We start from the raw sequence: 11,545 nt of genomic DNA, 5'->3' as shown, positions 1-11,545 counted from the left end.
GCGTCTTCTAGAACACCGGTACGGCGGCCCGCGTCAGCCGCCAGTCCACGGACGCGAACTGCGCCGGATCCACCGTCCCCTTCGCCTTCACCCACTGGATGATGGTGTTGCGTATTTCGTCGGAATTCGCCCACAACTGCCTGGCCTGCGGCACGTGCGGGAAGTTCCCGCCACCCGAGGCCCGGTAGTTGTTCACCGCGAGCACGAACCGCCCCGCCGGATCCACCGGCTTCCCCTCGAACGACAACCCCTTGATCCGCGAACCGACCGGCTCCGCGATATCGATGTCGTACGTGAACCCGTACACCGCGTCATAGTTGTAATCCGGCGTCCCCTCGGCATTCGTCAACTTCGCCGGATCCACCACATCACCCGGAGCCGTCCGCACGAAGTACCGCGCCGAATACTCCAGATAGTCCTTCAGCTGCGCGCCGGTCAACAGCCGCGCCTCCAAGGTGTTCTCGAACGGGTACAGACCCGCCGCATCCCTGATCGTCACCTGCCCCGCCGGGATCCCCGCCGTCCGCGAGAAACACGAAGCCTGCGACAGCACCGGCAGCGCCGCCCACTCCGTACCCACCAGAGCGGCCTTCACCGTCTCCGCCTGGACATGGTTGATCAGGTCGATGATCGCCACGTCCTTCACCGGCCCCTCCGCCGAGGACATCGCCTGCGTCGAAGTGCCGATCACCTGGTTCACGTACGCCACGACCTTGCGGTGCTCGTCCGACAGCAGCCGCGTGATCTTCGGGTCCTCCGCCACCGTGTTGGAGTTCAGCACCCTCGCCGCGACCTTCGCCACCGACCAGCGGCCCTTCGCCCACGTCAGCTCGAAGTCGAACAGCGTCAGCCGCTGCCCCCACTTCAGCGGCTCCGACAGCACCACGTCCTTGCCGGTCGCCTTGTTCTTCACCCGGTACTCGGGAATCTCCGTGTGCGCGTGCCCCACCAGGATCGCGTCGATCCCCGGCACCTGCTCCGCCACCAGCCCGGCCGCATTCTCGATGTACGGCAGCTGATCCCCGTACGACGAAGTCCCGCTCGACCCGGAATGAGCCGACACGATCACCACGTCCGCACCCAGAGAACGCAACCGCGGCACATACTTCGCCGCCTGCTCCTCCAAGCCCGGGAAGGTCATCTTCCCCTGCACGTTCGCCTTGTCCCACAGCGCGATCCCCGGGTTCGTCAGCCCCAGCACCGCCACCTTCACATCCGGCCCGTGCGGAGTCCGCAGCCGGTGCATGCTGTACGGCGCGAACGCCGGCCGCAGCGTCTTCGCATCCAGCGCATTCGCCCCCAGCAGCGGGAAGTCACACTGCTCCTCGAACTTCCGCAGCACCGGAATGCCGTAATTGAACTCGTGGTTCCCCAACGCCGCCGCGTCGTAGCCGATCGCGTTCATCGCCTGCGCCATCGGGTGCACCGGACCCCGCCGCGCGGTGATCGGATCCACCTTCGCGTAGTAGTACGACAACTGGGTGCCCTGGATCGTGTCACCGGCGTCGATCAGCAGCGTGTTGCGCCGCCCCTTCTCCGCCCGCACCTGCTCCACCAGAGTGGAGATCTTCGCCAGACCGACGTCATTGTGCGCCTTGTCGTCGAACTCCTTGTCCGTGAAGTAATCCCAATTGAAAACATTTCCGTGCAAGTCGGTCGTACCCATCACCGTGAACGAGTACGTCCGGGACCCCGGCACCCCCGACTCCGGCTGCGCCGCGGCCGGGGTGCTCGTGGCCCCCGCCAACGCCACGGCCGCACCAGTCGCGGCCGTGGTCCCCAGAAACGTCCTGCGGTCGAACGCCATGCCATCTCCCCTTTTAAGGCGTGAACAACGCGCGTAGATTCTGGCCCACCAGCAACAAGCAGCAACACCCCCACCAGGTTTCGATCCGATGACCACACCCGTACGAGCGACAGTGCGACAGTGAAGCCATGACCCAGGACGCATCGCACCAGCCCTACGGAACCCCCGAAGTACCCCGCGTCGCAGTCCGCGGCGAAGCCCGCATCGAAGTCGACCCCGAAATCGCCCGGATCGGCATCACCGTCAGCGCCCGCGGCACCGACCGGCGCACCGCACTCGAAGACCTCACCCGACGCAACAACACCGTCCTCGACCTCATCAAAAGCTACGGCGAACCCGTCGAAAAACTCGAAACCGGATCCTTCTCCATCACCCCCGAACTCACCCGCCACGGCCGCGCCGAACGCATCCGCGCCTACCACGGCCGCGTCCACATCACCGCCGAACTCAGCGACTTCACCACCCTCGGCGAACTCACCACCCGCCTCGCCGACCTCGACCTCACCCAGGTCGACGGCCCCTGGTGGGCCCTGCGCCCCACCTCACCCGCCCACGGCCAAGCCCGCCGCCAAGCCGTACTCGAAGCCGTCCAGCGCGCCCGCGAATACGCCGAAGCCCTCGGCGCCCACCTCGCCGCCCTCGTCGAACTCGCCGACCTCGGCGCCGAGAACGCCGCCCCCTTCCCCGCCGCACCCGGCGCCGGAATGCGCACCATGGCCTTCAGCGCCTCCGAGGACGCCGGCCCCCCGCCGCTCGACCTCGAACCCCAGCGCCAGACCGTCTACGCCCAGGTGAACGCCCGCTTCACCATGACCCCTCCCCAACTCTGAAACCGAACTCCGAAGAACCCACACATCGATGCCCCGGGGGTGCTCATCAGAGCACCCCCATGCACATTCAACAGTTGTCAACAACCTTTTGCACAAAGGTTGTTGAGTGGACACCCGGAAGCGATTACCTACTCCTTGGTAGGGGAATACGCTCGTCCCATGCGCCGAGCGAAAATCGTATGTACCCTGGGCCCCGCCACCGACTCATACGACCAGATCAAAGCCCTGGTCGAAGCCGGAATGGACATCGCCCGCTTCAACCTCAGCCACGGCACCTACGCCGAACACGAGGAGCGCTACCAGCGCGTACGCAAGGCCTCCGACGAGACCGGCCGCAGCGTCGGCATCCTCGCCGACCTTCAAGGCCCGAAGATCCGCCTCGGCCGCTTCCGCGAAGGACCCGTACTCCTTGAACGCGGTGACCAGTTCACCATCACCGTCGAAGACCACGAAGGCGACCGCCACACCTGCGGCACCACCTACAAGGGACTCGCCACCGACGTCACCACCGGCGAACGCATCCTCGTCGACGACGGCCGCGTCACCCTCGAAGTCACCGCAATCGACGGCCCCCGCGTCCACACCCGCGTCATCGAAGGCGGCATGGTCTCCGACCACAAAGGCCTCAACCTCCCCGGCGTAGCCGTCTCCGTCCCCGCCCTCTCCGAAAAAGACATCGAAGACCTCCGCTGGGCCCTGCGCACCGGCGCCGACATCATCGCCCTCTCCTTCGTCCGCAGCGGCCGAGACATCGAAGACGTCCACCGCATCATGAACGAAGAAGACCGACGCCTCCCCGTCATCGCCAAGATCGAAAAGCCCCAGGCCGTCGAAAACATCGACGACATCGTCGCCGCCTTCGACGGCATCATGGTCGCCCGCGGCGACCTCGGCGTCGAAATGCCCCTGGAACAAGTCCCGATCGTCCAGAAACGAGCCGTCAAACTCGCCAAGCGCAACGCCAAGCCCGTCATCGTCGCGACCCAAATGCTCGACTCGATGATCGACAACTCCCGGCCCACCCGCGCCGAAGCCTCCGACGTCGCCAACGCCGTCATCGACGGAACCGACGCCGTCATGCTCTCCGGCGAAACCAGCGTCGGCAAATACCCCGTCGAAACCGTACGCACCATGTCCCGCATCGTCGAAGCAGCCGAAGAAGACATCCTCGCCAAGGGCCTCCCGCCCCTGACCGACCGGAACAAGCCCCGCACCCAAGGCGGAGCCGTCGCCCGAGCCGCCGCCGAAATGGGCGACTTCCTCGACGCCAAATTCCTCGTCGCCTTCACCCAAAGCGGAGACACCGTCCGCCGGCTCTCCCGCTACCGCTCACCCATCCCCCTCCTCGCCTTCACCCCCGACCCCGCCACACGCTCCCAACTCAACCTCACCTGGGGCGTGGAAACCTTCCTCGGCCCCCACGTCGACTCCACCGACGCCATGGTCGCCCAAGTCGAGGAAGAACTCCTGCGCATCGGCCGCTGCGTACCCGGCGACGTCGTCGTCATCACCGCCGGCTCACCCCCCGGCGTCACCGGATCCACCAACCTCGTCCGCATCCACCACATCGGCGACGCAGTCCGCTAACCCACCACGCAACCGCCCGCCGCGGCAGCCGCGGCTACAGCACCTCACGTATGAGACGCACCGCGTCGGGCAGCTCCAACCGGCTCTCACCCGTACTGGGAAAATGCCCGCCCGACGCGGTCACCCACGCCGAAGCCCCCAGCTCCGTCACGAACCGCATGACGTGCTCACCCGTCCTCACCCCCGTCACCGGGTCATCAGCGGCATGCAACACCCGAAAACCCCGCGCCGCCCCACGGATCCTCACCCAGTCGAACTCCGGCGAGAAGAACGGCGCCAGCGCCTCATAACCCACCTCGCCCGACATCGACGCCACGAACACCACCCCCGCGAAAGCCCCCTCGGCCCCGGTGTCGTGCTCCTGCAGCAGACGCAGCACATTCACCCCACCCAGGCTGTGACCCACCAACACGGTCTCGCCCGCCGCGAACCCCTCCGTCTCAGCCCGCAAAGCCTTCAACCACGCCCCCGCCTCCGGCGCGAACGGCTCCGGGAAGTCCGGCATACGCACCACGTGCCCCTCGCCGGACAACTCCTCCGCCACGGAGCGGTACCAGTGCTCACCACTGCTCATCCCGTACCCGTGCGCGATCACGATCCTGCTCATGACTGTCCCCCCGAAACATCCCGACCTATCGAAACGCTACGCAGCGTTTCGATTAAAGGTAGGGCTATCGTGATGCCGTGTCAACCACACCCCAAAACCCCACCCCCCGCACCGGCGGCCGCCTCCGCAACGAAGACGCCCACCACTCCGTCCTCGAAGCCACCGCCGCCCTCCTCGTCGAAAACGGCTACGGCGCCCTCACCATCGAAGGCGTCGCCAAACGCGCCAACGTCGCCAAAAGCACCATCTACCGCTGGTGGAAGTCAAAACCCGCCCTCGTCATGGACGCCTACGCCCACGAAACCGCCACCCGCGTCCCCGAACCCGACACCGGCACCCTCACCGGCGACCTCACCGCCTTCGTCACCGACCTCTACCGCATCGGCGACGACCCCCTCCACACCAAAGCCCTCACCGGCCTCATGGCCGAAGCCCAACTCGACCCCGCCCTCGCCGAACCCTTCCGCGCCTGGGTCCACACCCGCCGCGAACTCGTCGCCACCCTCCTCCGCCGCGCCATCACCCGCGAAGAACTCCCCACCACCACCGACCTCGACCACGCCACCGACCTGATCTTCGGCCCCTTCTGGTACCGCCTCCTCATCGCCCACGCCCCCCTCGACCCCACCGACGCCAAAACCCACGTCGCCACCGTCCTCAACGGCCTCACCCCCCGCCCATGACCCCCAGCCCCAGCTACCAGCCGAAACGACGATCAACCACCGCGGCGAACTCCTCAAACGTCAACACCGCATCCCCGTTCGCATCAGCCGCATCAAAAAGCGCCGACGACACATCCGCATCCCCCAACGCCCAAAACGGCAGAACCCCCCGCGCAGCCAACGTCGGCCCCTTCGACCGCAGCGCCGAGATCACCTCCGCGCGCGTCAGCTGCCCGTCCTGGTTGAGATCCAACGCGTCGAACAGCTCCCGGGCCTTCTCGCTCATCACAGAGTCCCCTCATCGTTTGACCTTGACCTCGACGGAACCCGAGGTCACACGGTCACAGCATGACGACCAAGGAATACCCCCCGGAACACTTCGCCGCACAACCCATCGGCTACCGAGCACACATCCTCGGCGGGTCCGACGACCTCCCCCAGCCGTCCGCCGCTAGGTTCGGGCGCCATGACGGAACCCATCTTCTACGTGGACCACTCGGACATCCGCCCCGGCAAACTCGCGGACGTCAGGCACGGGATGCTGGACCTGGCCGCCTTCGTCGAAGCGCACGAACCACGGGTGATCGCCTACCACTTCTACCTCGACGAGACCGAGTCCACCATGACGGTGGTCGCCGTCCACCCCGATTCGGCCTCGATGGAACTCCACATGGAGCTCGGCGGACCGAAATTCGCCGCGTTCGCCGCGTTCATCCGTATGAGGTCCATCGACGTGTACGGCCGCCCGAGCCCGTCGGTCCTCGACCAGCTCCGCCACAAGGCCGACACGCTCGGCGGAGGCACCGTCACGGTCCACGCCTCCCAGGCCGGCTTCAGCCGATGGGCCCCGCCCCGGAGGCCTGCCTAGTGCTTCGGCCCGATGTGGGCGTCCATGAGGGCCACGGATTCCTTGCGGGCGACGGACACGTTGAACGGGTCGCTGCCCCGGGCCAGGATGGTCCACCGGACGCCGACCTTGGTGAGCGTGTCCGTACAGAGCTTCCGGATGTCGTCCGACTTGTTGGTGAAGAAGTACCGCGGGTACTCGTAGCGCTTCTTCACACCGCCGACCATCCGGGTGGTCCAGTTGGTGATCCGACACCCGTCCGAATGGATGAGCCCCCGGATGAACTCCCAGGGGTGGGCGTCGACGATCTCCTGCTGCCAGTCCTCAAGGGTGATGCGGCGGTCGTGCTTCTTGCCGGGCCCGTGCTGCGGGAACAGGCAGACCCAGTGCCGTGTGTAGGACTTGACCTCCACGCAGCCCCCTCTCTGCCGGCGCCCCACCCTGGGCTGGGGCATGACGAGGTGCATGGCTTCCTCGGCGGCGTCAATGAGGCCTGATCGTGACGCGTCGCAGAAGACGGACAGATGGTGCTGCTTGTACTTCGAGATGATGTGGCCGTCGCCGAGGTAGAGGCCCAAAAGATAGCCGTAGGCCCGCTGGTCGAATTCCCGGCCCGTGCACTTCGGACAGTCGGTCGGCTGGATGCAGGTCTCGCCGCGGTGTTTTCGGTCCTCATGACGCCACCACCCGATGGTGCCGCGCGGCACGCCGAGGTGCTCGGCCACTACCCGGTTGGTCACGCCTCGGCGTAACAGTAGGACTGCTTCTTCGCGTATCGAAGGATTGTGCTCCACACTCGGGAGCTTCGCCGCCATTCGTCCGGTTGGCCGTAATTCGAAGCTTCGTTCACCGTGACGAGTGAAGATCGCTAAATTTGCTTGGCGACCTTGAAATCGAAGGAGAAGTGCCCCGGGTCGGATTCGAACCGACGCTGAATGGGTTTTGAATCCATGGCCTCTACCGCTGGGCTACCGGGGCCCCTTCGAAACAAAGGATACCTAAGACCCTCCGTGTCACAAACATACAGGAGCTAGGTAGGCTCGGGGCAGCTGAATCGCCTTGCAACAAGGAGCCCCCCGTGACCGCCGAGCACGAGTCGACGCCCATGCCCGACGCCGACCAGTCGCACGTTCCGCCGCTGACGACCCGTGTCGTCATCGCCGAGGACGAGGCGCTCATCCGTCTCGACCTGAAAGAGATGCTCGAGGAAGAGGGCTACGCCGTCGTCGGTGAGGCCGGGGACGGGCAGACGGCCGTGGAGCTCGCGCGCGAGCACCGGCCCGACCTGGTGATCCTCGACGTGAAGATGCCGGTCCTGGACGGGATCTCCGCGGCCGAGAAGATCGCGGAGGAGTCCATCGCCCCCGTCCTCATGCTCACCGCGTTCTCGCAGCGCGACCTCGTCGAGCGGGCCCGGGACGCCGGGGCCATGGCGTACCTCGTGAAGCCGTTCAGCAAGAGCGACGTGGTGCCCGCCATCGAGATGGCCGTCTCCCGCTTCGCGGAGCTGCGCGCGCTGGAGCAGGAGGTCGCGGACCTCTCGCAGCGGCTGGAGACCCGCAAGCTGGTGGACCGGGCGAAGAGCATTCTGCAGACGCAGTACGGGCTGACCGAGCCGGCTGCCTTCCGGTGGATCCAGAAGTCCTCCATGGACCGCCGGATGTCCATGCAGCAGGTTGCCGAGGTGGTCATCGAGGACGCCGAGGCGAAGAAGAAGGACAGCGCCAAGTAAGCGCCGGGCGCATGCGTGAGGCCCGCCTCCCCCCGAGGGGAGGCGGGCCTCACACGTTCTGTCAGTCCTCGCCGAGGTAGGCCTTGCGGACGTCCTCGTTGTGGAGGAGTTCCTGGCCGGTGCCGGAGAGCACGATCTTGCCGATCTCCATCACGTGCGCCTGGTCGGCCAGCGAGAGCGCGGCCTGGGCGTTCTGCTCGACGAGCAGGATGGTGGTGCCGGTCGCCTTGAGTTCGGCGATGGTGGCCATGATCTTCTGCATCATCAGCGGGGAGAGGCCCATGGAGGGCTCGTCCAGCATGAGCAGCTTGGGCTGGCACATGAGGGCGCGGCCCATGGCGAGCATCTGCTGTTCGCCGCCCGAGAGGGTGCCGGCGGCCTGCTTGCGACGTTCGCCCAGGATGGGGAAGAGGTCGTAGGCGCGCTGGATGTCCTTCTCGATGCCTTCCTTGTCGGAGCGCAGGAATGCTCCGAGCTGGAGGTTTTCGGCGATCGTCAGCCGGGGGAAGATGTGGCGTCCCTCGGGGGAGTGGGCCAGCTTCATGGAGACGATCTTGTGGGCGGGGACGCCGACGAGGGGCTTGCCGTCGAAGGTGATGCTGCCCGCGGTGGGCTTGAGGAGCCCGGAGAGGGTGCGCAGGGTGGTCGTCTTGCCGGCGCCGTTGGTGCCGACGAGGCAGACGATTTCGCCTTCGTTGACTTCGAAGGAGATTCCCTTGACGGCTTCGATCTTGCCGTAGGCGACTTTGAGGTCTTCGACCTTGAGCAGTGCGGTCACTTGGCCTCTCCGTCCGTGCTGGTGGTGCTGTCCGCGTCCGCGTCCGCGTCCGTTTCCGCGTCCGCGTCCGTTTCCCCGTCCCCGTCCCCGTCCGCGTCCGCTTCTGCGTCCGCTTCCGCGTTCGCTTCCGCGTGGGCTTCGGCGGCTTCGACCTCGGCGACTTCTTCGTCGCCGGGGGCGCCTTCGAAGGGGGTGCCGAGGTAGGCGGCGATGACGCGTTCGTCGCCCTGGACTTCCGCGGCGGTGCCTTCGATGAGCTTTTCGCCCTGGACGAGGCAGGCGACGCGGTCGCAGAGGTTGAAGATGAAGCGCATGTCGTGCTCGATGACGAGGACGGCGATGCCCATGTCGCGGATGGCGAAGATGAGTTCTTCGGCCGCCCGGGTCTCCTGCGGGTTCATGCCGGCGGTGGGCTCGTCCAGGAGGATGAGGCCGGGGTCGCTGGCGAGGGCGCGGGCGATTTCGAGCTTGCGCTGTTCGCCGTAGGGGAGGTTCTTCGCGAGGTGGCCGGCCTTGTGCTGGAGGCCGATGAACTCGAGGAGTTCCATGGCGCGTGCTTCGCTGGCGGCTTCGGCCTTCTTGAAGCCGGGGCCGCGCAGGAGGGCGGACCAGAGGCCTTCCTTGGTGCGGGTGTGGCGTCCGACGAGGACGTTTTCCAGCACGGTCATGTTGTGGAAGAGCCGGATGTTCTGGAAGGTGCGGGCGACGCCTGCTGCGGTGACCTTGTGGGGTGTGGGCGGCAGGACGGTGCCCTTGTAGCTGACGGTTCCCTCGGTGGGGACGTACAGCCCGGTGAGGCAGTTGAAGAAGGTGGTCTTGCCGGCGCCGTTGGGGCCGATGAGGCCGACGATCTCGCCGGCGTTGACCTTGAGGTCGACGCCCTTGACGGCGGTGAGGCCGCCGAAGCGCATGGTGACGCCGCTGGCTTCGAGGACGGTGGTCGTGGTGGTGGTGTCTGTGGTGGTCATGGTGTTCACGCCCCCGCCTTGGCGGTGGCCAGGTCCGTGGGGGCCTGGTCAGCGGTGTCGTCGTGGTACTCGAGCTGCGCCCGCTTGTTGGCGATGAGGCCTTCGGGGCGGAAGCGCATGAGCAGGATGAGGGCGATGCCGAAGGCGAGGAGCTGGAAGTCCTGGAGGAAGGCCAGCTTCGCCGGGATCAGGAAGAGGAGTGCGGCGCCGAGGATGGGGCCGCGGATGGTGCCCATGCCGCCGAGGATGACGGCGGCGAGGAGGAACGCGGAGTTCGGCGGGACGGGCCCGGCGAAGACGTAGTTCTCGGGGACGACCGTGGTGTTGACGTGTGCCTGGACGGTGCCGGCGAGGCCGGCGAGGGTGGCGCCGAGGGCGAAGGCGATGAGCTTGACCTTGAAGCCGTTGATGCCCATGGCTTCGGCGGCGGTCTCGTCTTCGCGGATGGCGACCCAGGCGCGGCCGATGCGGCTGTTGCCGGCTCGGGCGAAGACCAGGACGACCAGGGCCATGACGAGCAGCATCAGGAAGTAGTAGTTGGCGTAGGCGCCGAGGGTGATGCCGAGGACGTCGTGGGATTCCCCGAAGTTCCACCCGAAGAGGTCGAGGTGGGGGATGTTGGGGATGCCGTTGGGGCCGTTGGTGATGTCCGGGCCGGAGGTGCCGTCGAGGTTGCCCATGGCGATGCGGAAGATTTCTCCGAAGCCGAGGGTGACGATGGCGAGGTAGTCGCCGCGCAGGCGGAGGGTCGGTGCGCCGATGACCACGCCGAAGATGAGCGAGGCGAGGGCGCCGACGATGACCGCTGCCCAGAAGGGGAGGTGGATCCCGAAGGCGGAGGCGGTGCTTCCGGAGACCAGGGCGGCGGCGTAGGCGCCGACGCCGAGGAAGGCGACGTAGCCGAGGTCGAGGAGGCCGGCGAGGCCGACGACGACGTTGAGGCCGAGGGCGACGGTCGCGAAGATCAGGATGTTGACCGCGATGAGCGTGTAGGTGTCGCCGCTCTGCTGGATGAAGGGGAAGGCGATCGCGGCGGCGGCGGTCCCGATGAGGGTGACCTGGCGGTTGTTCGCGGTGAGGGTGCCGAGTCGGTCGAAGAGGCCGGCCTTGAGGAGGGCGAAGGCCGCGAAGCCGACGATGATCAGGTAGGTGACGAAGAGCTGCGGTTCTTTGTCGTCGGTGTCGATGCCGAAGGTGACGACGTAGAGGCCGAGGGCGAAGACGCCGGTGATGATGAGGATCTCGGCCCAGGAGGGCAGCTTCTTGGCGGGGGCCGCCTTGTGGCTGTCGTCGGGGAGCTTGGACGCGGCGGCGACCGGGATGAGCGAGCCGACGAGGGCGACGATGGCGCCGGGTTCGAGGTGGACGGCTCCTTCGAGGACCCAAATGATGGAGAGGACGGTGAACCAGGTGCCGGCGAGGGTGCCGAGCGAGAGGATCCACAGGGGCTTGCGGGCGCCGGTGGGGGTGAGCCAGCGCAGGCCCTTGATGCCGAGTGCGGAGAGCGCGTAGGCGAGGGTGAGGGCGGCGCTGACGAGGCTGAGGAACTGGATGGGTGCCGGGCTGCCGTAGTAGGTGAGGTCACCCGGGAATTCGGAGGTCCAGGTCCATGCGAGGAAGACGCTGACGATGGTGAGGAGGCTGCCGCCGATGACCGCGTACAGGAGCGTGGTGGGGGCGGGGCCCTGCTTCGCGGTGTCGGTCTGCGGGGTGGTGTTGGTGGTCAT

Annotated in this window: 12 protein-coding genes and 1 tRNA gene; 5 read left to right on the top strand and 8 right to left on the bottom strand. The window is 66.8% G+C overall.

Features of this window, described 5'->3' with window-relative positions; genetic code table 11:
* Nucleotides 1-7 precede the first annotated feature (7 nt).
* Nucleotides 8-1,807 carry a bifunctional metallophosphatase/5'-nucleotidase gene (locus ACZ4TV_RS19085; protein ID WP_468135832.1) on the bottom strand — a complete coding sequence of 600 codons (1,800 nt, stop codon included), beginning with the start codon at nucleotides 1,805-1,807 and terminating at the stop codon, nucleotides 8-10.
* Nucleotides 1,808-1,935: 128 nt separating this feature from the next.
* On the opposite strand from ACZ4TV_RS19085, the gene ACZ4TV_RS19080 reads away from it, so the two are divergent.
* The gene (locus ACZ4TV_RS19080) at nucleotides 1,936-2,637 is read left to right on the top strand and encodes an SIMPL domain-containing protein (RefSeq protein ID WP_468135831.1); all 702 of its coding nucleotides are present in this window, start codon (nucleotides 1,936-1,938) and stop codon (nucleotides 2,635-2,637) included.
* A 159-nt stretch (nucleotides 2,638-2,796) separates the two neighbouring features.
* Nucleotides 2,797-4,224 carry a pyruvate kinase gene (gene pyk, locus ACZ4TV_RS19075; protein ID WP_468135830.1) on the top strand — a complete coding sequence of 476 codons (1,428 nt, stop codon included), beginning with the start codon at nucleotides 2,797-2,799 and terminating at the stop codon, nucleotides 4,222-4,224.
* Between the two features lie 34 nt (nucleotides 4,225-4,258).
* Here pyk and ACZ4TV_RS19070 read toward each other — a convergent pair whose 3' ends face one another.
* Entirely contained in the window at nucleotides 4,259-4,831 is a 573-nt protein-coding gene (locus tag ACZ4TV_RS19070) for an RBBP9/YdeN family alpha/beta hydrolase (RefSeq protein ID WP_468135829.1), read from the bottom strand.
* A 77-nt stretch (nucleotides 4,832-4,908) separates the two neighbouring features.
* Between ACZ4TV_RS19070 and ACZ4TV_RS19065 the strand changes: the two genes are divergently transcribed.
* The gene (locus ACZ4TV_RS19065; RefSeq protein ID WP_468135828.1) at nucleotides 4,909-5,514 is read left to right on the top strand and encodes a TetR/AcrR family transcriptional regulator; all 606 of its coding nucleotides are present in this window, start codon (nucleotides 4,909-4,911) and stop codon (nucleotides 5,512-5,514) included.
* A 13-nt stretch (nucleotides 5,515-5,527) separates the two neighbouring features.
* On the opposite strand, the gene ACZ4TV_RS19060 is transcribed toward ACZ4TV_RS19065, so the two are convergent.
* Nucleotides 5,528-5,779, bottom strand: a complete 252-nt coding sequence (locus ACZ4TV_RS19060; protein WP_468135827.1) for an EF-hand domain-containing protein — start codon at nucleotides 5,777-5,779, stop codon at nucleotides 5,528-5,530.
* Nucleotides 5,780-5,959: 180 nt separating this feature from the next.
* Here ACZ4TV_RS19060 and ACZ4TV_RS19055 point away from each other — a divergent pair, with 180 nt between their 5' ends.
* Nucleotides 5,960-6,361, top strand: coding sequence for a hypothetical protein (locus ACZ4TV_RS19055; RefSeq protein WP_468135826.1), 402 nt, complete (start codon nucleotides 5,960-5,962; stop codon nucleotides 6,359-6,361).
* Here the strand turns inward: ACZ4TV_RS19055 and ACZ4TV_RS19050 are convergent.
* Nucleotides 6,358-7,155 carry a helix-turn-helix domain-containing protein gene (locus ACZ4TV_RS19050; protein WP_468135825.1) on the bottom strand — a complete coding sequence of 266 codons (798 nt, stop codon included), beginning with the start codon at nucleotides 7,153-7,155 and terminating at the stop codon, nucleotides 6,358-6,360. The two genes, ACZ4TV_RS19055 and ACZ4TV_RS19050, sit on opposite strands and share 4 nt — an antisense overlap.
* A 90-nt stretch (nucleotides 7,156-7,245) precedes the next feature.
* Nucleotides 7,246-7,318: transfer RNA gene (locus ACZ4TV_RS19045), tRNA-Leu, on the bottom strand.
* Nucleotides 7,319-7,445: 127 nt separating this feature from the next.
* On the opposite strand from ACZ4TV_RS19045, the gene ACZ4TV_RS19040 reads away from it, so the two are divergent.
* Complete coding sequence (locus tag ACZ4TV_RS19040) at nucleotides 7,446-8,072, top strand: ANTAR domain-containing response regulator (RefSeq protein WP_468135856.1); 627 nt, start codon at nucleotides 7,446-7,448, stop codon at nucleotides 8,070-8,072.
* 61 nt (nucleotides 8,073-8,133) lie between these two features.
* On the opposite strand, the gene ACZ4TV_RS19035 is transcribed toward ACZ4TV_RS19040, so the two are convergent.
* From ACZ4TV_RS19035 to ACZ4TV_RS19025, 3 genes are read right to left on the bottom strand one after another with little or no spacing between them, the layout of a single operon-like run.
* Nucleotides 8,134-8,850 (bottom strand): ABC transporter ATP-binding protein, encoded by a 717-nt coding sequence (locus ACZ4TV_RS19035; protein ID WP_468135824.1) that lies wholly within the window; start codon nucleotides 8,848-8,850, stop codon nucleotides 8,134-8,136.
* Nucleotides 8,847-9,818, bottom strand: coding sequence for an ABC transporter ATP-binding protein (locus tag ACZ4TV_RS19030; protein WP_468135823.1), 972 nt, complete (start codon nucleotides 9,816-9,818; stop codon nucleotides 8,847-8,849). Before ACZ4TV_RS19030 ends, ACZ4TV_RS19035 begins: the two co-directional genes overlap by 4 nt.
* 5 nt (nucleotides 9,819-9,823) lie before the next feature.
* Complete coding sequence (locus tag ACZ4TV_RS19025; RefSeq protein ID WP_468135855.1) at nucleotides 9,824-11,545, bottom strand: branched-chain amino acid ABC transporter permease; 1,722 nt, start codon at nucleotides 11,543-11,545, stop codon at nucleotides 9,824-9,826.

Source organism: Streptomyces sp. NPDC028910, from assembly GCF_055564955.1.
The sequence above is the reverse complement of the archived record's forward strand: the minus strand, read 5'-3'. Positions and strand labels throughout refer to the sequence as shown.